The sequence below is a fragment of the Stenotrophomonas sp. NLF4-10 genome, from assembly GCF_022359915.1.
Taxonomy (GTDB): domain Bacteria; phylum Pseudomonadota; class Gammaproteobacteria; order Xanthomonadales; family Xanthomonadaceae; genus Stenotrophomonas; species Stenotrophomonas daejeonensis.
Window position 1 is genome coordinate 3,279,369 of the sequence record NZ_JAKSEE010000003.1, and the last position, 20,492, is coordinate 3,299,860.

The 20,492-nt window shown below is 69.6% G+C and carries 15 protein-coding genes and 1 pseudogene; 1 reads left to right on the forward strand and 15 read right to left on the reverse strand.

Annotated elements, in window-relative coordinates; genetic code table 11:
• Positions 1-217: 217 nt before the first annotated feature.
• The gene (gene secA, locus MIC98_RS15570) at positions 218-2,929 is read right to left on the reverse strand and encodes a preprotein translocase subunit SecA (protein ID WP_239737773.1); all 2,712 of its coding nucleotides are present in this window, start codon (positions 2,927-2,929) and stop codon (positions 218-220) included.
• 163 nt (positions 2,930-3,092) lie between these two features.
• Complete coding sequence (locus tag MIC98_RS15575) at positions 3,093-4,043, reverse strand: M23 family metallopeptidase (RefSeq protein ID WP_057640661.1); 951 nt, start codon at positions 4,041-4,043, stop codon at positions 3,093-3,095.
• A gap of 12 nt (positions 4,044-4,055) precedes the next feature.
• Between MIC98_RS15575 and MIC98_RS15580 the strand changes: the two genes are divergently transcribed.
• Entirely contained in the window at positions 4,056-4,505 is a 450-nt protein-coding gene (locus MIC98_RS15580) for a DUF721 domain-containing protein (RefSeq protein WP_057640658.1), read from the forward strand.
• A gap of 183 nt (positions 4,506-4,688) precedes the next feature.
• Here the strand turns inward: MIC98_RS15580 and lpxC are convergent, their stop codons facing one another.
• The 13 genes and pseudogenes from lpxC to rsmH form a co-directional block, all read right to left on the reverse strand.
• A complete protein-coding gene (lpxC, locus tag MIC98_RS15585; RefSeq protein ID WP_239737774.1) occupies positions 4,689-5,600 on the reverse strand; it encodes a UDP-3-O-acyl-N-acetylglucosamine deacetylase in 912 nt (303 codons plus the stop codon).
• 362 nt (positions 5,601-5,962) lie between these two features.
• On the reverse strand, positions 5,963-7,192 hold the full coding sequence (gene ftsZ / locus MIC98_RS15590; RefSeq protein WP_057640690.1) for a cell division protein FtsZ: 1,230 nt from the start codon (positions 7,190-7,192) through the stop codon (positions 5,963-5,965).
• Between the two features lie 125 nt (positions 7,193-7,317).
• Positions 7,318-8,553 carry a cell division protein FtsA gene (ftsA, locus tag MIC98_RS15595; protein ID WP_057640654.1) on the reverse strand — a complete coding sequence of 412 codons (1,236 nt, stop codon included), beginning with the start codon at positions 8,551-8,553 and terminating at the stop codon, positions 7,318-7,320.
• Positions 8,550-9,278, reverse strand: coding sequence for a cell division protein FtsQ/DivIB (locus tag MIC98_RS15600; protein ID WP_057640688.1), 729 nt, complete (start codon positions 9,276-9,278; stop codon positions 8,550-8,552). Before MIC98_RS15600 ends, ftsA begins: the two co-directional genes overlap by 4 nt.
• 85 nt (positions 9,279-9,363) lie before the next feature.
• Positions 9,364-10,803 carry a UDP-N-acetylmuramate--L-alanine ligase gene (gene murC / locus MIC98_RS15605; RefSeq protein ID WP_057640653.1) on the reverse strand — a complete coding sequence of 480 codons (1,440 nt, stop codon included), beginning with the start codon at positions 10,801-10,803 and terminating at the stop codon, positions 9,364-9,366.
• Entirely contained in the window at positions 10,800-12,047 is a 1,248-nt protein-coding gene (gene murG, locus MIC98_RS15610; RefSeq protein ID WP_239737775.1) for an undecaprenyldiphospho-muramoylpentapeptide beta-N-acetylglucosaminyltransferase, read from the reverse strand. Before murG ends, murC begins: the two co-directional genes overlap by 4 nt.
• The gene (ftsW, locus tag MIC98_RS15615) at positions 12,047-13,354 is read right to left on the reverse strand and encodes a putative lipid II flippase FtsW (RefSeq protein WP_239737776.1); all 1,308 of its coding nucleotides are present in this window, start codon (positions 13,352-13,354) and stop codon (positions 12,047-12,049) included. The genes murG and ftsW overlap by 1 nt, the downstream gene beginning before the upstream one ends.
• Positions 13,354-14,439 (reverse strand): phospho-N-acetylmuramoyl-pentapeptide-transferase, encoded by a 1,086-nt coding sequence (gene mraY, locus MIC98_RS15620; RefSeq protein WP_057640648.1) that lies wholly within the window; start codon positions 14,437-14,439, stop codon positions 13,354-13,356. The genes ftsW and mraY overlap by 1 nt, the downstream gene beginning before the upstream one ends.
• A complete protein-coding gene (gene murF, locus MIC98_RS15625) occupies positions 14,429-15,868 on the reverse strand; it encodes a UDP-N-acetylmuramoyl-tripeptide--D-alanyl-D-alanine ligase (protein ID WP_239737777.1) in 1,440 nt (479 codons plus the stop codon). The genes mraY and murF overlap by 11 nt, the downstream gene beginning before the upstream one ends.
• Entirely contained in the window at positions 15,865-17,343 is a 1,479-nt protein-coding gene (locus MIC98_RS15630; protein ID WP_239737778.1) for a UDP-N-acetylmuramoyl-L-alanyl-D-glutamate--2,6-diaminopimelate ligase, read from the reverse strand. The genes murF and MIC98_RS15630 overlap by 4 nt, the downstream gene beginning before the upstream one ends.
• A complete protein-coding gene (locus MIC98_RS15635; RefSeq protein WP_239737779.1) occupies positions 17,340-19,199 on the reverse strand; it encodes a penicillin-binding protein 2 in 1,860 nt (619 codons plus the stop codon). Before MIC98_RS15635 ends, MIC98_RS15630 begins: the two co-directional genes overlap by 4 nt.
• Entirely contained in the window at positions 19,196-19,459 is a 264-nt protein-coding gene (ftsL, locus tag MIC98_RS15640; RefSeq protein ID WP_239737780.1) for a cell division protein FtsL, read from the reverse strand. The genes MIC98_RS15635 and ftsL overlap by 4 nt, the downstream gene beginning before the upstream one ends.
• 47 nt (positions 19,460-19,506) lie before the next feature.
• Positions 19,507-20,487 (reverse strand): annotated as a pseudogene (gene rsmH / locus MIC98_RS15645) (16S rRNA (cytosine(1402)-N(4))-methyltransferase RsmH); the annotation flags it as partial.
• Positions 20,488-20,492: the final 5 nt, after the last annotated feature.

Sequence of the window (20,492 nt, forward strand, 5' to 3'; positions counted from 1 at the left end):
GCCGGCCGCTGGCCGGCAACCTCGCATTCCCCGATATCGTGCAGATGCCGGCCAGCGGCCGGCACTACCGGATATGTCTGGAGGAAAGCCCCCCTTGGTAAGGGGGGCGCGCCGAAGGCGCGGGGGATCGGAGATGAAGACCGTGTGCCCATGATCCGTTGCACGGATCATGGGTGTGTAGCCCGCTCCGCGGGCTACACCACAGGTCAGCTCAGCCTCAGCTGAGCTGACCGTGGCAATGCTTGTACTTCTTGCCGCTGCCGCACGGGCATGGCTCGTTGCGGCCGACCTTGGGCTCGGCCTGCGCGGCCTGCACCTGCGCGGCTTCCTCGTCGGCGCCGTAGCCGCCGTTGTCCTGGTGCTGGAACTGCGACATGCGCAGGCGCGCCTCGGCCTGCTGGCGCTCCAGTGCCTCCATCGCCGCCACTTCCTCCTCGCTGCGGATGCGCACGCGCGCCAGCAGGTGCACGACCTCGCGCTTGACGTTCTCCAGCATCTCCGAGAACAGCTCAAAGGCTTCCTTCTTGTATTCCTGCTTGGGCTGCTTCTGCGCGTAGCCGCGCAGGTAGATGCCCTGGCGCAGGTAGTCCATGCGCGCCAGGTGTTCCTTCCAGCTCTGGTCGAGCACGGTCAGCATCACGTGCTTCTCCAGCGCGCGCATGGTCTCGCCGCCGACCGCGGCTTCCTTCCCGGTGAAATGCGTGTCGACGGCCTCGGCCACCTGCCGGGCGATGCCCTCGGCGTCCAGTTCCTCGTGCTGCCTGAACAGGCCCACCAGGTCCATCTGCACGCCCAGGTCCGACTCCAGCGTGGCCTGCAGGCCCGGCAGGTCCCACTGCTCGTCGATCGAGTTCGGCGGCACGAAGCGGGCGACCAGGTCGTAGATCACGTCGTCGCGGATGCCGTCGATGTTGTCCTTGACCGACTCGGCGTCCAGCAGCTCGTCGCGCTGGGCGTAGATCACCTTGCGCTGGTCGTTGTTGACGTCGTCGAAGTCCAGCAGGTTCTTGCGGATGTCGAAGTTGTGCGCCTCGACCTTGCGCTGCGCCTTCTCGATCTGGCGGCTGACCAGGCGGTCCTCGATGACGTCGTCTTCCTTCATGCCCATCATGCGCATCGCCTTCTGCACCCAGTCCGAGGCGAAGATGCGCATCAGGTTGTCTTCCAGCGACAGGTAGAAGCGCGAGGAACCCGGGTCGCCCTGGCGGCCGGAGCGGCCGCGCAGCTGGTTGTCGATGCGGCGGCTTTCGTGGCGTTCGGTGCCGACGATGTGCAGGCCGCCGGCGGCCTTCACCGCCTCGTGGCGCTGCTGCCACGCGGCCCGGGCCGCGGCCTTCTGCGCGTCGGTCGCCTCCTCGCCCAGCTCGTGCAGCTCGGTTTCCAGCGAGCCGCCGAGCACGATGTCGGTACCGCGGCCAGCCATGTTGGTGGCGATGGTCACCGCACCGGGCTGGCCGGCGTTGGCGACGATGGTCGCTTCGCGGTCGTGCTGCTTGGCGTTGAGCACCTCGTGCTTCACCCCGGCCTTGCGCAGGTGCTCGGACAGCATTTCCGAGGTTTCGATCGAGGTGGTGCCCACCAGCACCGGCTGGCCGCGCCTGGCGCAATCCTCGATGTCGGCCAGCACCGCGTTGAACTTGCCGGTGCGGTTGAGGAACACCTGGTCCGGGTGGTCCTTGCGGATGGTCGGCTTGTTGGTCGGGATGACCACCACTTCCAGGCCGTAGATGCTCTGGAACTCGTAGGCTTCGGTGTCGGCCGTGCCGGTCATGCCGGACAGCTTCTTGTACATGCGGAAAAGGTTCTGGAAGGTGATGCTGGCCAGCGTCTGGTTCTCGCGCTGCACCGGCACGCCTTCCTTCGCCTCCACCGCCTGGTGCAGGCCGTCGGACCAGCGGCGCCCGGCCAGGGTGCGGCCGGTGAACTCGTCGACGATCACAACCTCGCCGTCGCGCACGATGTAGTCCACGTCGCGCTGGAACAGCGCGTGCGCGCGCAGCGCGGCGTTGAGGTGGTGGACCACGGTCAGGTTCTGCGCGGCGTACAGGCCGCTCTCGTTGTCCGCGCCGATGATGCCGGCCTGGCGCAGCAGGTCCTCGGCGTGCTCCATGCCGGCCTCGGACAGGTGCACCTGCTTGCCCTTTTCATCGACCCAGTAGTCGCCCTCGCCTTCCTCGGTCTCCTGCTTGATCAGTTGCGGCACCACGCGGTTGACGCGGATGTACAGCTCCGGCGAATCGTCGGCCGGGCCGGAGATGATCAGCGGGGTGCGCGCCTCGTCGATCAGGATCGAGTCCACCTCGTCGACGATGGCGTAGTGCAGGCCGCGCTGGTAGCGGTCGGCGCGGCTCAGCGCCATGTTGTCGCGCAGGTAGTCGAAGCCGAACTCGTTATTGGTGCCGTAGGTGATGTCGGCGGCGTAGGCCTCGCGCTTGTCGCCGTGCGGCATGTTCGGGTAGACCACGCCCACGCTCAGGCCCAGCCAGTTGTACAGCCTGCCCATCTGCGCGGCGTCGCGCTTGGCCAGGTAGTCGTTGACGGTGACCACGTGCACGCCCTTGCCTTCCAGCGCGTTGAGGTACACCGGCAGGGTCGCCACCAGGGTCTTGCCCTCGCCGGTGCGCATCTCGGCGATCTTGCCCAGGTGCAGGACCATGCCGCCGATCAGCTGCACGTCGTAGTGGCGCATGCCCAGCACGCGCTGGGAGGCCTCGCGGCAGACCGCGAAGGCTTCCGGCAGCACCTTGTCCAGCGCCTCGCCGGCGGCGATGCGCTCGCGGAACTCGGGGGTCTTGGCCTTCAGTTCATCGTCGGAAAGCTTGCCGATTTCCGGCTCCAGCGCGTTGATTCTGGCGACGATGCGGTTGAACTGGCGGAGCTGGCGTTCGTTGCGGCTGCCGAAAACGCGGGTAAGCAAGCTGTTGATCATTGAAGGAACCGGTTTGGATGGAATGCCGCGCGCCCCCGCCCCGGGCGGAACCTGTCGGCACAAACGAAACAGGGCGCAGCGCGCCCCGTCGATGGCAATGCCTATTGTAGCTTGGGGCGGGCGCCTGGCGATTCAAGCGCCCGCCGCCGCCTCGCCCCGGCGATCAGCCGCGGCCGATCCGCCCCACCGGGGTGTTGCCGCCCTCGCCGAGGAACTTGCGCGGGTTCATCACGCGCCCGTCCTGCCACACCTCGAAATGCACGTGGGCGCCGGTGGAACGGCCGGTGGAGCCGGCCTTGGCCACTTCCTGCCCGGCGCGCACCAGGTCGCCCTCGCGCACGCTCAGCCGCGAGTTGTGCGCATAGCGGGTGACGTAGCCGTTGCCGTGGTCCACGTCCACCACGTTGCCGTAGCCGCCCTTCACCCCGGCAAAGCGCACCACGCCGTCGGCCACCGCCATCACCGGGTCGCCGACGCGGGCATGGAAATCGATGCCCTTGTGGCTGGCCGCGCCGCGGCCGAACGGGTCGGCGCGGGTGCCGAAGCCGGAGGTCACGTAGCTGTTGCGGATCGGCATGCGCGAGGGCACGGCGTTCTGCTCCAGCTGGTGGTCGAACAGCAGCGATTCCAGCACCGACAGCTGCCGGCCCGAATCGACGAAGCGCTGCTGCAGCATCTGTAATTCGGCGTCGACCTTGCCGGCCGGGATGTCCTCGACAGGACCGGCGTCGCCATCGCCCATGCCGGGGGTTTCGTTGAAGTCGAACTCGCCGTCCTCCAGCTTGCCCATCCGGGTCAGGCGTTCGCCCAGCGCATTCAGCCGGGTGGCCTGCGCCTGCAGTTCGGCCATCCGCGCCGCCAGCGCGTTGACCTGGGTCTGCGCGTCGGCGCGCACCTTGACCAGTTCCTGCTGCTGGCGCTCGACCTCGGTGCGCAGCATCGCGTCACCGGCCGCGCCCACCGCCAGGGTCACCCCCATGCCCAGCAGGCAGCCCAGCCCCAGCAGGCCCCCAGCCAGCGCCTTCGGTCGCTCCTCGAAAAAATCATGCAGGCGTGCCAACCGGGTTTTCGCCTGCCGCCCCCGTGTTTTGATTACGATCTTTCTGAAGGTCATCGAAGAATTCTTATGTCTGAGCCGAAATCCGGTGTTCGCTCCCGTACAGCGCCCAAACAGGCGCTGGAAGCGGTCATGGCGGACAAAGCAGGAAATCCGTTGCGGCGGGCCCTGTGGCTCGATGCGCTGGACCGGCAGTTGCGCCCCCAGTTGCCACCCATGCTGGCGAGCCGTTGCCGGCTGGCCAATGTGGACGGCGAACACCTCGTTTTTCTCGTCGAGTCACCGGTCTGGCATGCCAAGGTGCGGCTTGCCGAACAGCAGTTGCTCGACGCGGCCCGATCCATCGGGCTGAAGGCCACGCGGGTGACCGTCAAGACTGCTACCGCGCCTGCACCCTCCCCGGTGCGCAACGACCAGCGCAGTTCCCACGCAGTAACGGCCGCCACGCACAAAGGCCTGCGCGACGCCCTGGCTTGCCTGGCGGATGTGAAAGGCACCCGGTCCGGAAACGGCGGATGATCCTCCGCCACGCTCGCGGCACCCCGAAGGTCGCCGCGACAAGCCGGCAGGAATCCTAGCCGCGACTGGAAGGGCGGGAGTTAGCGAAACGTTAAATTAAAGTTAAGTGTCGCCCGGAATTCCCGCGGGCTTCACATTTCCGACACACCGCCGGCCAACGGGTGCGTTTCGCCCATTCAGCATTCAGGCGTAGGCGACGTCGCCGTAGACGACGGGGCCGGGCGCGGCCGCGGCGTCGTAGCGGACCCATTCCCAGGCGCTTTCATCGGCCAGCAGGGCGCGCACCAGCTTGTTGTTGAGCGCATGGCCGGACTTGAAGCCTTCGTAGGCACCGAGCACCTGGCCGCCGGCCAGGTACAGGTCGCCGATGGCGTCGAGGATCTTGTGGCGCACGAACTCGTCGGCGTAGCGCAGGCCGTCGTCGTTCAGTACGCGGAACTCGTCGAGCACGATGGCGTTGTCCATCGAGCCGCCCAGGCCGAGGTTGCGCTCGCGCATGTACTCCAGGTCGCGCATGAAGCCGAAGGTGCGCGCGCGGGAGATTTCCTTGATGTAGGCGGCGGTGGAGAAGTCGATTTCCGCCCGCGACTGCCGGGCCGGGATCATCGGGTGGTCGAACTGGATGGTGAAGCCGAGCTTGTAGCCCTCGTGGGGCTCGAAACGGGCGACCTTGTCGCCGTCGCGCACTTCCACCGGCTTGAGGATGCGCATGAAGCGCTTGGCCGCGCCCTGCTCGGCGATGCCGGCCGACTGCAGCAGGAACACGAACGGGCCGGCCGAGCCGTCCATGATCGGCAGTTCGGCCGAGGACAGTTCGACGATGGCGTTGTCGATGCCGAGGCCGGCCATCGCCGACATCAGGTGCTCGACGGTCTGGATCTTGGCGCCCTCGCAGGTCAGGCCGGTGCACAGGGTCACCTCGGTGACCAGGTCGGCACGGGCCGGCACTTCCACCACCGGGTCCAGGTCCACGCGGCGGAACACGATGCCGTGGTCGACCGGGGCCGGGCGCAGGGTCATGTAGACCTTGTCGCCGCTGTGCAGGCCGACGCCGGTGGCGCGGATCGTGTTCTTGAGGGTGCGCTGCTGGATCATGGGTTCGGGATCGGAGGCCGTGCAGGCACGGACATTCAAACAAGAATAACACGCGTTACCACGCGCCCTGCCGCCGCGAAGCGGCCTGCGCCGGCAGCGCCGCGCTGCCGAAAATGCCGCCGGTCCGGCACCGGACCGGCGACAAAGGACATGGTGCCGCCCGCCGGGGAGGACAACCCCGGCGTCGTGTTGCCGCGGCCGGGCGGCCAGGGCCACCCGGTCGTTCCGCTGCGGTCAGTCGGCCTGGCGACGCAGGGCGAACCGCCGCGTCTGCGAAGCACTGCTTCGCGCGGCGGTGAGCGCCCGGCCACGGATGGCCGGGCCGGACGTCCCGCAGTCGCGATGCCTCGCCAGGGATGGCATCAGTCGGCCTGGCGACGCAGGAACGCCGGAATGTCCAGGTAGTCGCTGGGCAGTTCGGCGGCGGCGGTCGGCGCGGCCGGGGCCGAGGCGGCCACGGTGTCCGAGCTGGGGCGGCGCAGGCCGGTGCTGAGCGAGCTGCCGACCGCGCGGGCCACGGCGTCGGCCGGGCTCTCGTAGTCGCCGCCGAACTCCGGCTGGCCGGTGGTGGCGTTGCGCACCAGCTTGATCGGCGCGCGCTCGCCGGGACGCTGGGCGCCCTTGGCGACGGCACGGTTCAGGCCAGTGGCGACCACGGTCACCTTGATCTCGTCGCCCAGGTCCGGGTCGATCACGGTGCCGATGACCACGGTGGCGTCCTCCGAGGCGAAGGCGTGCACGGTGCGGCCGATCTCGTCGAACTCGCTCATGGTGATGTCGGTGCCGGCGCTGATGTTGACCAGCACGCCGTTGGCGCCGGCCAGGTTGACGTCGTCCAGCAGCGGGTTCTGGATCGCGGCCTCGGCGGCGGCCTGGGCGCGGTCGTCGCCGCGTGCGGTACCGGTGCCCATCATCGCCAGGCCCATTTCCGACATCACGGTGCGCACGTCGGCGAAGTCGACGTTGATCAGGCCCGGGCGCACGATCAGGTCGGCGATGCCCTGCACCGCGCCCTGCAGCACGTCATTGGCGGCGCGGAAGGCCTGCACCATCGTCGCGTTGCGGCCGAGCACGGTGATCAGCTTTTCATTCGGAATGGTGATCAGCGAATCGACGTGCTGGCTCAGCTCCTCGATGCCCTTGAGCGCCACCTGCATGCGGCGGCGGCCCTCGAACGGGAACGGCTTGGTGACCACGGCCACGGTCAGGATGCCCATTTCCTTGGCCAGCTGCGCCACCACCGGCGCCGCGCCGGTGCCGGTGCCGCCGCCCATGCCGGCGGTGATGAACACCATGTCCGCGCCCTGCAGGGCGTCCATGATGCGCTCGCGGTCCTCCAGCGCGGCCTGGCGGCCGACTTCCGGGTTGGCGCCGGCGCCCAGGCCCTTGGTGACGTTGGTGCCGAGCTGCAGCTGCAGCTTGGCGCCGCAGTTCTTGATCGCCTGCGAATCGGTGTTGGCGGTGATGAACTCCACGCCGTCGATGCTGCCGTTGACCATGTGCGCCACGGCGTTGCCGCCGCCGCCGCCCACGCCCACCACCTTGATCACCGCATTGGGTGCCATCTTCTCGATCAGTTCGAAATGTGCCATGTCCATGTCCTCGTTATGTTGGAACCCGACCCGTGGGCCGGCATCTCTTCTAGTTGGTGTTGCGTTACCGCCAATCGTCTTCCGCCCTTCCGCCTTCCGCTCTTTCCACAGCCGGCCCGCGACGCTCAGAACTCGCCGCGGAACCAGTTCTTCAACTTGTTGAACAACGTGCCGGCGCGCCCGACCGGCAGCGACGGCCGCCGCGGGTGCTCGATCTGGCTGCCCATCAGCAGCAGGCCCACGCCGGTGGCGTGCACGGGGTTGCCGACCACCTCGCCCAGCCCGGTGACGTGCTGCGGGATGCCCACGCGCACCGGCATCTGCAGCATTTCCTCGGCCAGCTCGACCACGCCCTCCATCTTCGAGGCGCCGCCGGTGAGCACCATGCCGGCGCGCACCATCTCCTCGAAGCCGGAGCGACGCAGTTCGGCCTGCACCATCTCGAAGATTTCCTCGTAGCGGCCCTGCACCGCCTGCGCCAGCGAGGCGCGCGGCATGCGCCGCGGCGGGCGGTCGCCGACCGACGGCACCTGGATGCTTTCCTCGGCGGTGGCCAGCTGCGCCAGCGCGCAGGCGTAGCGCACCTTGATCTGCTCGGCCTCCGGGGTCGGCGTGCGCAGCATGTGCGCGATGTCGTTGGTGACGTGGTCGCCGGCGATCGGCAGCGAGGCGGTGTGGCAGATGGCACCCTGCACGAACACCGCGATGTCGGTGGTGCCGGCGCCCATGTCCACCATCACCACGCCCAGCTCGCGCTCGTCGGCGGTCAGCACCGCCACCGAGGAAGCCAGCGACGACAGCACCAGGTCATCGACCTGCAGGCCGCACTTCTGCACGCACTTGCTGATGTTGGCCGCGGCCGACTGCGCGCACACCACCAGGTGCGCGTGCACCTCCAGCCGCACGCCGGTCATGCCGACCGGGTTGCGGATGCCTTCCTGCGAATCGTCCAGCACGTACTCGCGCGGGATCGCGTGCAGGATCTTCTGGTCGGCCGGGATCGCCACCGCCTTGGCCGCCTCCAGCACCCGGTCCAAGTCGCCCCAGGTCACCTCGCCCTCGCGGATCGGGGTGATGCCCTGCGAGTTGCGGCACTGCACGTGGTTGCCGGAGATCGAGGCGTAGACCGAGCGGATCTCGCAGCCGGCCATCAGCTCGGCTTCCTCGATCGCCCGCTGGATCGACTGCACGGTCGATTCGATGTCCACCACCACGCCGCGCTTGAGCCCGCGCGATTCGTGCGAGCCGATGCCGATGACCTCGATCGGGCTGCCCGGCGAATACTCGCCCACCAGCGCCACCACCTTGGAGGTGCCGATGTCCAGCCCGACGATCAACGATTTGTCACCCTTGCGATTCATGTCCTGTCCTGCGTCTGCTTTGTTGCCGGCGGCGGGGTTCCCCAGCTCAGCGTGAAACCATTGGTGTAGCGGAGGTCGGCGCGCACGATCGGCACCTGGGCGCGGGTGAGCTGCGGCAGCACGCGCACGAAGCGGGCCAACCGCGAGCGCGCGTCGTTGCGGCCGACGACGACCTCGGTGCCGTTGTCCAGCGCCAGCGACCAGCTGCCGCGCGCGTCCATCGCCAGCCGGCGCACGTCCACCCCGGCCGGTGCGAACAGCGCGCGCGAATCGTTGTAGAGCTCGACCACTTCGGCGGTCTTGCCGTCCGGGCCGTCGAGCTGCGGCAGCGGCGCGTGCTCCAGCCCGCGCGGCACCGCGAACAGCTGGCCCTGCTCGGACAGCAGCCGGTCCTCGCCCCAGCGCGCGAACGGCCTGTGCTCGACCACGCTGACCTCCAGCACGTCCGGCCACTGCTTGCGCACCTGCGCGCTCGCCACCCACGGCAACTGCTCCACCGCCTGCTGCGCGTCCTGCAGCCTGACCGCGAAGAAACCGGCACGCGCATACGGCAGCAGCGCCTTCTGCAACTCCTCGCCGGGCACGCGCTTGAACTCGCCATGCACGCGCAGCTTCGTCAGCGGCCAGCGCTCGGCGCCGACCCAGCCGTTGAGCACGGCCACCACCGGCAACGCCACCAGGGCGATGGCCAGCAGCCAGGCGAGGATGCGCAACAGTGCGTTCATCGTGCGCACCTCCGGGCCGCACGCGCACGCATGCGCGCCGGCGATGCGGCAGCATGGGTACGGCGCGACGGGCGCAGGGCGCGGATCATTCGTCGGCACCCTCCGCCAGGAAGCCGCCGGTGGCGATCTGTTGGGCGACGTGGCCGATGTCGCCGGCGCCCATCATCAGCAGCAGGTCGCCGTCGCGCAGCACGTCCGGCAGCACCGACACCAGGTCGCCGGCGTGGCCGACCACCACAGGTTCGCTGCGGCCGCGCGCACGTATGGCGCGGGCCAGCGACCGGGAATCGGCACCGGGGATCGGCGCCTCGCCGGCCGGGTAGACCTCGCTGAGCACCAGCGCGTCCACCTCCGACAGCACCGCGGCGAACGCGTCGAACTGGTCGCGGGTGCGGCTGTAGCGGTGCGGCTGGAACGCCACCACCAGGCGCTGTTCCGGCCAGCCGCCACGCGCGGCGGCGAACACCGCGGCCAGTTCGCGCGGGTGGTGGCCGTAGTCGTCGATGACCCGCACCGCCGCGCCCTTGCCGGTGGCGACGACGCCGAGGTCGTTGAAGCGGCGGCCCACGCCCTGGAACTTTTCCAGCGCGGCGGCAATCGTTTCCGGCGCCACGCCCAGCTGCCAGCCGATGGCGGCCGCGGCCAGCGCGTTGAGCACGTTGTGGCGGCCCGGCAGCGCCAGCGTCACCGGCACGCTGCTGCCTTCGGGCAGGCGCAGGGTGAAGCGCATGCGCGCGCCGTCCTGCACCACGTCCTCGGCGCGCACGTCGGCGTTGCCGCCCATGCCGTAGGTCATCACGTGGCGCGGCGTGGTGGCGGCCAGCGCGGCCACCTCGGGGTCGTCGATGCACAGCACCGCCAGCCCGTAGAACGGCAGGCGTTGCAGGAATTCGGCGAACGCGGCCTGCACCCGGGCGAAGTCGCCACCATAGTTCTCGAGATGGTCGGCGTCGATGTTGGTGATCACTGCCACCAGCGGGTTCAGGCGCAGGAAGCTGCCATCGCTCTCGTCGGCCTCGGCCACCAGCCACTGGCCGCCGCCGAGCTTGGCGTTGGCACCGGCGGCGAGCAGCTGCCCGCCGATGACGAAGGTCGGGTCCAGCCCGCCCTCGCTGAGCACCGCGGCGGTCAGCGAGGTGGTGGTGGTCTTGCCGTGGGTACCGGCTACGGCGATGCCGCGGCGGAAGCGCATCAGCTCGGCCAGCATCGCCGCGCGCGGCATGATCGGGATGCGCTGGCTGCGCGCCTCCATCAGCTCCGGGTTGTCGTCGCGGATCGCGCTGGAAACGACGATGCAGTCGGTGCCCAGCACGTTGGCGGCCGAGTGCCCGCGCATCACCCGTGCGCCCAGCCGCGCCAGGCGGCGGGTGGCGGCGTTGTCGGCGTTGTCCGAGCCGGAGACTTCATAGCCCAGGGTCAGCATCACCTCGGCGATGCCGCTCATGCCGGTGCCGCCGATGCCGACGAAATGCACGCGCGGGAAGGCGCGCACCAGGTCGGTGGTGTCGTGCAGGCGGCGGATCACTTTGTGCCTCCTTCGGAGGCACCGGGATTGGTGATTCGGGATTCGGGATTCGAAGGAGCAACAGCGGAAGCCTGCTCCGTGTTGGCATCTGCATGCATTTGCGGTTGTTCCTGCTCTTGTTCCTGCCTGTCCCGAATCACCAATTCCGAATCACCATTCCCGGCTTCTTCAAGAATGATGTCGGCGATGCGTTCGGCCGCATCGGGCATGGCCAGCGCGCGCGCGGCCTGCGCCATCCGCAGGCGACGCTCGGCGGTGCCGGCCAGCGCGCGCAGCACGCCTTCGAGGTTGGCGGCCAGCGCGTCGTCCTGTTTCAGCAACTCGGCGGCACCGCGTTCGACCAGGTAGTCGGCATTGCGGGTCTGGTGGTCGTCGACCGCGGCGGCGAACGGCACCAGCACGCTGCCGATGCCGACCGCGCACAGTTCGGCCAGGGTGGAAGCACCGGAACGGCACACCACCAGGTCGGCCCATTCATAGGCCGCGGCCATGTCGGTGATGAAGGCATCGACGCGGCCTTCGACGCCGGCGTCGCGGTACGCCTGCTGCGCTTCGCCGTGCAGCTTATCGCCGCACTGGTGCCAGACCTCGATGGCGACGCTGTTGCCCAGCCCGGCCAGCGCCTGCGGCATGGCGTTGTTCAGCGCGCGCGCGCCCTGGCTGCCGCCGAGCACCAGCACGCGCATCGGGCCGCCGCGGCCGGCAAGGCGCTGTTCCGGCGCCGGCAACGCGGCGATCTCGGCGCGCACCGGGTTGCCGACCACTTCCTCGCGCGCGGCGAAGCTGCCTGGGAAGCCGGTCAGCACGCGGCGTGCGACGCGCGACAGGATGCGGTTGGTCAGGCCCGGCGCGCGGTTCTGCTCGTGCACCAGCAACGGCAACCCGTGCAGGCGCGCGGCGATGCCGCCGGGGCCGGAGGCGAAGCCGCCGAAGGCGACCACGGCGCGCGGGTTGCGCTCGCGCAGGATGAAACCGGCCGCGCGGATCGCGCGCATCACCCGCAGCGGCGCGCCCAGCAGCGCCAGCTTGCCCTTGCCGCGCAGGCCGCTGATGGCGAGCGTGTCGAGGGCGATGTCGTGCTGCGGCACCAGCCGGGTTTCCATCGCGCCGTCGGCGCCCAGCCACGTCACCGGGATGCCGCGCGCGCGCAGCACTTTGGCGACCGCCAGGCCGGGGAAGATGTGGCCACCGGTACCGCCGGCCATGATCAGCACCGGGCGCTGCCGCATCGACGGGCCGGCCATCACGCGATCCTCCCGAAGGTGGGTTCGACCCGCTGCTGCATGCGGCTGGTGCCGCGCGCGGCACCCCGCTGCATCGCCACGGCGATGGCGCCGGCGGTGGCCGGCGTCGCCGCCGGTTCGTCCTCGGCGGCCTCGAACAGCAGCTCGCTGTCCTCCTCGCGCACTTCCTGGCGGCGCACCGCGCGGTTGTATTCCCACGACACCCGCAGCAGCACGCCGATCGCCACGCAGGTCATCATCACGCTGGAGCCGCCGGAGGAAATCAGCGGCAGGGTCAGGCCCTTGGTCGGCAGGATGCCGAGGTTGACGCCGATCGACACGAAGGTCTGCAGGCCGATCCACAGGGCGATGCCGAAGGCGATGTAGCCGGCGAAGTGGCGGCGCATCTCGATGCAGCGCATGCCCAGCCACAGCGCGCGGCCGACCAGCAGCGCGTACAGCGCGACGATGCTGCACACCCCGGCGAAACCCAACTCCTCGGCGATCACCGAGAAGATGAAGTCGGTATGCGCCTCGGGCAGGTAGTTGAGCTTCTGGATCGATGCACCCAGGCCCACGCCGAACCATTCGCCGCGGCCGATCGCCATCAAGGCGTTGGACAGCTGGTAACCCGAACCCAGCTGGTCCACCCACGGGTCCATGAACGAAGTGACGCGGGCCATGCGGTATGGCTCGATGATCACCAGCATTACCAGCGCGGCCAGCAGCACCAGCGCCGGCAGCACGATGCGCTTCATCTGCGCGCCACCCAGCACCAGCATGCAGATGGTGATGCCCAGCAGCAGCGTCGATGAGCCGAAATCCGGTTGCAACAGCAGCAGGCACACCAGGAAGCCGACCACGCCCACCGGCTTGAGCATCGCCGGCCAAGTGGCGTTGACCTCGTCGCGGAAGCGCACCAGGTAGCTGGACAGCCAGACGATGTACAGCACCTTCACCGCCTCGACCGTCTGGAACTTGGAGACGCCCAGGTTGATCCAGCGCCGCGCGCCGTTGACGGTGCTGCCCAGGCCGGGCACGAACACCACCAGCAGCAGCACCGCGCAGGCGACCAGCAACAGGCGGTTGTGCTCCTCCACCTTCTTCAGCTCGACGCGCATGGCCACCGCTGCCAGCACCGCGCCGATGGCGATGAACAGCAGGTGGCGGTCGAGGTAATAGAACGGGCTCCGGGTCAACGCGATGGAGCTGGACGCCACCATCACGATGCCCAGCGATGCCAGCGCCACGGCGGCGCCCAGCAGCCACTTGTCGTAGTGGCCGCCGATCGCTTCGAGCCGGGTCGCCTGGCGCGCGTAATCGTCCATCAGCGCACCTTCAACGTCGCCAGGCCGATCAGCACCAGCACCACCGAGATGATCCAGAAGCGCACGATCACCCGCGGCTCCGGCCAGCCCTTCAGCTCGAAGTGGTGGTGGATCGGCGCCATGCGGAACACGCGCTTGCCGGTCAGCTTGAAGCTGGCGACCTGGATCATCACCGACAGCGTCTCGATCACGAACACGCCGCCCATCACCACCAGCACCAGCTCCTGGCGCACGATCACCGCGATGGTGCCCAGCACCGCGCCCAGCGCCAGCGCGCCGACGTCGCCCATGAACACCATCGCCGGGTAGGTGTTGAACCACAAAAAGCCCAGCCCCGCGCCGGCGATCGCCGCGCAGATGATGACCAGTTCGCCGGCGCCGGGAATCTGCGGGATCTGCAGGTAGCTGGAGAACACCGCATTGCCCGAGGCGTAGGCGAACACGCCCAGCGCGCAGGCGACCAGCACGGTCGGCATGATCGCCAGGCCGTCGAGGCCGTCGGTGAGGTTGACCGCGTTGGAGAAGCCGACGATCCAGAAGTAGGCGATGGCCACGAAGCTGATGCCGGCCAACGGCAGCGCGATGGCCTTGAACATCGGGATGTACAGGGTCAGCGCCGCCGGCACGTCGGCCGTGTAGAACAGGAACAGGCCGGCGCCGAGGCCGAAGATCGACTGCAGCAGATACTTCCAGCGCGACTTCAGGCCGTTGGGGTCGCGTTTTGCGATCTTGATCCAGTCGTCGTACCAGCCGATGGCGCCGAAGCACAGCATCACCGCCATCACCAACCACACGTAGCGGTTGCGCAGGTCGCCCCACAGCAGCACCGCCATCAGCACCGACAGCAGGATCAGGCCGCCGCCCATGGTCGGCGTGCCGGCCTTGGAGAAGTGCGACTGCGGGCCGTCCTTGCGGATCGGCTGGCCGCCCTTGAGCTGCGCCAGCCGGCGGATCGCCGCCGGGCCGAGCCACAGCGACAGGCCCAGCGCGGTCAGCGCGGCGAGGATGCCGCGGAAGGTGAGGTAGTTGAACAACCGGAACAGGTCGTCCAGCTGCTGCAGCCAACGGGCCAGTTCAAGCAACATGCGGGGTGTCCTCGCCACGCTGCAGCAGCGCGGTCACGATCTTGTCCATTGCACTGCCGCGCGAGCCTTTGACCAGCACGCGCGGGGAACAGGGAACGGGGAATGGGGAATGGTCGTTTTCGGGCGACGGTGGGGCAGTGCTCGTGGCGGACAGATCGGCAATCAATGCCGCGGCCAATGCCGCGTGCGACTCGAAATGCCTCGCACCTTCGCCGAAGGCCTGCGCTGCGGCTTCGCTCAATGGCCCCAGCGTATAAAGGCGCTTCAAGCCGGCTTCGCGCGCGCGAACGCCGGCCTGCGCATGCAGCGCCTGCGCATCGGGGCCGAGTTCGCGCATGTCGCCCAGCACCAGCCAGCCGGGCTGCCTGCCGGCGGCCAGCGCGGTGATCGCCGCAGCCAGCGAGCCGGGGTTGGCGTTGTAGCTGTCGTCAACCAGCACCGCGCCGTTGTCCAGCACATGCGCGATCTGGCGGCCGGGCACCGGACGCGCCTGCGCCAGTCCTTCGGCCACCTGCGCCAGCGCGATGCCGGCGGCCAGCGCCAGCGACGCGGCGGCCAGCGCGTTGAGCACGTTGTGGCGGCCGGGCAGCGGCAACTCCACCGCGGCCTCGCCCTGCGGCGTGCGCAGCACGAAGCGCGAACCGGCCTCGGCCAACGCGATGTCGCCTGCGGTGACCTCGGCGCTGGCGTCCAGCCCGAAGCGGATCACCCGGTGCGCGCCGGCACGCGCCGCGAAGTACGGCGCGAACGCGTCGTCGGCATTGACCACCGCCACGCCGCCGGCGCGCAGGTCGTCGTAGACCGCGGCCTTGGTGTTGGCGATCTCCAGCAGGCTGCCCATGCGCTCCAGGTGCGCCGGGGCGACGTTGTTGACCAGCGCCACGTCCGGCGGCGCGATCGCGGTCAGGTAGGCGATGTCGCCGGGCTTGCCGGTGCCCATTTCATAGACCGCGTAATCGGCGTCTTCCGGCGCGTCGATCACCGCCAGCGGCAGGCCGATCTCGTTGTTGCGGTTGCCCGGTGTTGCGTGCACATGGCGGCCTTCCAACGCGGCGGCGTGCCGCAGGATCGCCAGCAGCAGGTTCTTGACGCTGGTCTTGCCGTTGCTGCCGGTGATCGCGAACACCTTGGCGCCACGGCCCTGCTGCATCGCGGCGGCGATCTTCGCCAGCGCCAGTTCGGCATTGGCGACCACGACCTGCGGCACGTCCAGCGGCTGCAAGGCTTCGACCAGCAGGGCGCTGGCACCGCGCGCGAGCGCGTCGGCGGCGAAGGCATGGCCGTCGAAATTTTCGCCACGCAGGGCCACGTACAGGCTGCCCGGCGCCAGCGTGCGGGTGTCGTTGCCGATGGCCTCGATGCTCGCGTCGTCGCCGTGGAGTTCGCCGCCGGCCCAGTGCGCGATCAATGACAGCGGAGTGCGCTTCACCCTGCACCTCCCCTGCGTGCCGCCAATGCCCGCGATGCGACCTCGGTGTCGTCGAAGGGGTGCTTGATGCCGGCGATCTCCTGATAAGGCTCGTGGCCCTTGCCGGCCACCAGCACGATGTCGCCGGGGTCGGCCTGCGCGACGGCCGCGCCGATGGCGCGCGCGCGGTCGCGCTGCACGTTCACCCGCGACGGCTCAGCGAAGCCGGCCATGATGTGGGCGACGATGGCGTCGCCATCCTCGCCGCGCGGGTTGTCGTCGGTGACGAACACCACATCGGCCAGTTGTTCGGCAATGGCCGCCATCTGCGGGCGCTTGCCGGTGTCGCGCTCGCCGCCGCAACCGAAAACGCACAGCAGGCGGCCGTCGATGTGGCCGTGCAGGCTGCGCAGCGCCTGTTCCAGCGCATCGGGGGTGTGGGCGTAATCGATCACCACGGTGGGCTCGCCGTGGCCGCCGAGGCGGTTCATGCGCCCGCGGATCGGCTGCAGCTGGCCGAGCACGCCGGCGATGGTCGCCGCCGGCTGGCCCAGCGCATGCAGCGCGCCGGCCACGGCCAGCAGGTTGTCGACGTTGAAGCGGCCCAGCAGCGGCGAGCGCAGCGGGTGGCGTTGGCCATCGACCCGCAGGTCGAAGCCGATGCCCTGCCCGTCCAGCACCAGGTTTTCGGCACACACGCCTGCACCCGACTGGCCGGTCGAACTCAGGCCAATGGGCCGCACGTCCGCCGCCAGCGTGGCGATCAGGTCGCGGCCAAAGCCATCGTCGAGGTTGATGACCGCCGCCTTCAGGCCGTCGCGGTGGAACAGCCGCGCCTTGGCCGCGCCGTAGCCGGCCATGTCACCGTGGTAATCGAGGTGGTCGCGGGTGAGGTTGGTGAACACCGCCACATCAAAGTGCACGGCATCGACGCGGCCCTGGTCCAGCGCGTGCGAGCTGACCTCCATCGCCACCGCCTGCGCGCCCGCATCGCGCAACTGCGCCAGCACTTCATGCATCTGCAGCACCAGCGGCGTGGTGAAGCCGGTCGGTACCACCTCGCCGTACAGGCCCACGCCCAGCGTGCCGATCGAGCCGCTGCGGGTGCCCAGCAACTGCCACGCCTGCGCCAGCAACTGCACGGTGGAGGTCTTGCCGTTGGTACCGGTGACGCCGACCATCGTCATCGCGCGCGAGGGATGGCCGTGGAACTGGTCGGCCATCGCGCCCATGCGTGCGCGCAGGCCGGGCACGGCGATGGCATCGGCCGGCGCCGGCAGTTCCGCCGGGGCCGGCGGCTCGAACAGGATGGCGCTGGCACCGGCCGCGCGCGCCTGCTCGACGAAGCCCAGCCCGTGCGCACCGAAACCGGCGATGGCGACGAAGGCATCGCCAGGGCGCACCTGGCGCGAATCCAGCACCAGCCCGGCGACCTGCGCATCGCGCGCCAGCGCCACGTCCGGCAGCAGCTGCGACAGCGGCATCGTGCGGCTCACTGGCGCACCTCCTGCGCGGCCGGCTGCGGCGCACGGGCGGTGGGCATGGCCGCGTCGAATTCGGTGGCGGCATCGATGTCGGCGCCTGCCGCATCGGCCGGGTCGGCGGCGACCGGCAGCACCGCGGCGTTGCCGACCTTGCCGGCGGCCTGCGCCGCCAGCCACGACTGGATGTCATCCGGCGGCACGTCCATCAGCCGCAGCGTGCCTTCCATCACGCTGTGGAACACCGGCGCGGACACCTGCCCGCCGTAGTACTTGCCACCCTGCGGATCGTTGACCACGATCACCGCGGCGAAGCGCGGGTTGGTCGCCGGCACCACGCCGGCGAACAGCAGGTTGTAGTGGCCCTGCTCATAGCCGCGCGGCCCGTTCTTGCGCGCGGTGCCGGTCTTGCCGGCGACGTGGTAACCCAGGATCGCCGCGCCCTTGGCGCCGCCCTGGGTCACCACCGTCTCCATCATCCGCACCACTTCGCGCGCCACGCCCGGCTCGATGACCTGCCGCGCCTCGTTGTGCTGGCCCTTGACGAAGGTCGGCTGGATCACCCGGCCGCCGTTGGCCAGCGCCGAATACGCCTGCGCGATCTGCAGCGGCGTCACCGACAGGCCGTAGCCGTAGGACATCGTGGTCTTGGTGGTGCCGTACCAGCCGGCGCTGCCCGGCACCGGCACCACGCCCACCGATTCGCCGGGGAAGCCGCTGTGCGGCGCCACGCCGTAGCCGAAGGCGCGCACCGAGTCGTAGAAGGTGCGGTCGGGAATGCGCGCGGCGATCTTGGCCGCGCCGATGTTGGAGCTGCGGGTGATGACGCCGGTGACGTCGAGCACGCCGTTGTTCCGCGGCACGTCGCGGATGGTGTAGCGGCCCAGGGTCAGGTAGCCCGGGTTGGTGTCGATCTGGGTGTCCGGCGTGACCAGGTGGTTCTGCAGCGCGGTGGCCACGGTCAGCGGCTTCATCGTCGAGCCCGGCTCGACCAGGTCGGTGACGGCGCGGTTGCGGCGCGCATCCGCACGGGCGCCGCTGATCGCGTTGGGGTTGTAGGTCGGCAGGTTGGCCATCGCCAGCACCTCGCCGGTGGCCACGTCCATGATGACGACCGAGCCGCCGGCGGCCTTGTTCTCGACCACCGCGTTGCGCAGCTCGCGCATGGCCAGGAACTGGATGCGGCGGTCGATGCTCAGGGTCAGGTCCTTGCCCGGCTCGGCCGGCCGCACCAGGTCGATGCTCTCGACGATCGCGCCCTTGCGATCGCGGATCACCTTCTTGGCGCCGGGCTTGCCGCGCAGCCAGTCGTCGAAGGCCAGCTCCAGCCCTTCCTGGCCGTGGTCGTCGATGTTGGTGAAGCCCAGCACGTGCGCCAGCGCCTCGCCCTGCGGGTAATAGCGGCGGAACTCGCGCTGCGAGAACACGCCGGGGATCTTCAGCGCGACGATCTGCGCGGCCACGTCCGGGTTCATGCGCCGGCGCAGGTACAGGAATTCCTTGTCGGCCTTCTGCGTGAGCTTCGCGGTCAGTTCGTCCACCGGCAGCGACAGCGCCTGCGCCAGCTCGGGGATGCGTTCGGGCGCGCGCAGCAGCTCCTGCGGGTTGACCCAGACCGAAGCCACCGGCGTGGACACCGCCACCGGCTCGCCGTTGCGGTCGGTGATCATGCCGCGCGAGGTGGCGATGGGCACTTCGCGCAGGTAGCGCGCCTCGCCCTGGCGCTGGTAGAAGTCGCTGTTGACCAGCTGCACGTAGGCGGCGCGGCCGACCAGCGTCACCGCGCACAGGCCCAGCCCGGCGCCCACCATCAGCATGCGGGTGCTCAGGTTGAACTGGCTGCGGTTGCGATTGCGACGCGGCGCGTTCATGGGCGCACCACCACGATGTCGGCCGCTTCCGGGAACTTCATGCCCAGCCGGCCGCGCGCTTCTTGATCCACGCGGGTGGCCTGCGCCAGCGTGGCCTGCTCCAGCTGCAGGCGGCCGAATTCGATGTTCAGTTCGTCGCGCGCGTGCTCCAGCCGCGTCAGTTCGACGAACAGCTGGCGGTGGCGGTGGCGGCTGTAGACCACGCCGATCGCCGAGGCGATGGTAGCGAGCAGCAGCACGACGAGGAGGAGCCGGCTCATGGCCCGCCTCCTGTGGAGGCAGGGAATGACGGATCGCGGGAAAGCCTCATTCCCGGTTCCCCGTTCCCTGTTCCCCGCTTCTCGGCCACCCGCAATACCGCGCTGCGCGAACGCGGGTTCGCCGCCAGTTCGTCGTCCTCGGCCTTGGTGGCACCGCCAATCAAATCCAGCGTCGGCACGAAGGCCGCCATCTCCGGCAGCCGACGGTTGCTCGGCGGGGCCTTGGCGTGGCGGTTCATGAACTGCTTGACGATGCGGTCTTCCAGCGAATGGAAGCTGATCACCGCCAGCCGGCCGCCGGGCTTGAGCCGCGCCAGCGCCGCGTCCAGCCCGGCCTCGAGGTCGGCCAGCTCGCGGTTGATGTGGATGCGGATGGCCTGGAAGCTGCGCGTGGCCGGGTGGATCTTGTCTTTCCCGCGCGGCATCGCCGAGGCGATCAGCTCGGCCAGTTCGGCGGTGCGCGCGAACGGCTGGCTGGCACGGCGGGCGACGATAGCACGGGCGATGCGGCGGCTCTGGCGTTCTTCACCGTAGGTCCACAGCACGTCGGCGATCTCGCGCTCCTCGGCGCGATTGAGCCACTGCGCGGCGCTCTCGCCCGCGTCCGGGTCCATGCGCATGTCCAGCGGGCCGTCCTTGCCGAAGCTGAAACCACGCTCGGCCACGTCCAGCTGCGGCGAGGACACGCCCAGGTCGAACAGCACGCCGTCGAGGCCGGCAGCCGTCTCGTTCCAGTCCAGCAGGTCGGCGAAGCTGCCGCGATGGATGGACACCCGCGCATCCGGCGCGAAGTCGCGCTGCGCCACGGCGATGGCTTCCGGGTCCTTGTCCATCACCAGCAACCGGCCCTGCGGCCCCAGTTGCTCCAGCACGCCGCGCGCATGGCCGCCACGGCCGAAGGTGCCGTCCAGGTAGGTACCGTCTTCGATCACCCTCAGGCCGCTCAGGACCTGGGTGTACAGCACCGGCAGGTGGGCCGCCGGCGGCTGCGACACCGGAGGGTGACCGGCCTGCGCTTGACCGCGCACCCGGG

What these genes read in the sequence shown, in the direction of transcription:
- murG (WP_239737775.1), bottom strand. Translation starts at nt 12,047, where the DNA reads ATGGCCGGCCCGTCGATGCGGCAGCGCCCGGTGCTGATCATGGCCGGC.
- mraY (WP_057640648.1), bottom strand. Translation starts at nt 14,439, where the DNA reads ATGTTGCTTGAACTGGCCCGTTGGCTGCAGCAGCTGGACGACCTGTTC.
- lpxC (WP_239737774.1), bottom strand. Translation starts at nt 5,600, where the DNA reads ATGATCCAGCAGCGCACCCTCAAGAACACGATCCGCGCCACCGGCGTC.
- MIC98_RS15600 (WP_057640688.1), bottom strand. Translation starts at nt 9,278, where the DNA reads ATGAACGCACTGTTGCGCATCCTCGCCTGGCTGCTGGCCATCGCCCTG.
- ftsW (WP_239737776.1), bottom strand. Translation starts at nt 13,354, where the DNA reads ATGGACGATTACGCGCGCCAGGCGACCCGGCTCGAAGCGATCGGCGGC.
- MIC98_RS15635 (WP_239737779.1), bottom strand. Translation starts at nt 19,199, where the DNA reads ATGAACGCGCCGCGTCGCAATCGCAACCGCAGCCAGTTCAACCTGAGC.
- ftsA (WP_057640654.1), bottom strand. Translation starts at nt 8,553, where the DNA reads ATGAATCGCAAGGGTGACAAATCGTTGATCGTCGGGCTGGACATCGGC.
- ftsZ (WP_057640690.1), bottom strand. Translation starts at nt 7,192, where the DNA reads ATGGCACATTTCGAACTGATCGAGAAGATGGCACCCAATGCGGTGATC.
- ftsL (WP_239737780.1), bottom strand. Translation starts at nt 19,459, where the DNA reads ATGAGCCGGCTCCTCCTCGTCGTGCTGCTGCTCGCTACCATCGCCTCG.
- MIC98_RS15580 (WP_057640658.1), top strand. Translation starts at nt 4,056, where the DNA reads ATGTCTGAGCCGAAATCCGGTGTTCGCTCCCGTACAGCGCCCAAACAG.
- secA (WP_239737773.1), bottom strand. Translation starts at nt 2,929, where the DNA reads ATGATCAACAGCTTGCTTACCCGCGTTTTCGGCAGCCGCAACGAACGC.
- MIC98_RS15575 (WP_057640661.1), bottom strand. Translation starts at nt 4,043, where the DNA reads ATGACCTTCAGAAAGATCGTAATCAAAACACGGGGGCGGCAGGCGAAA.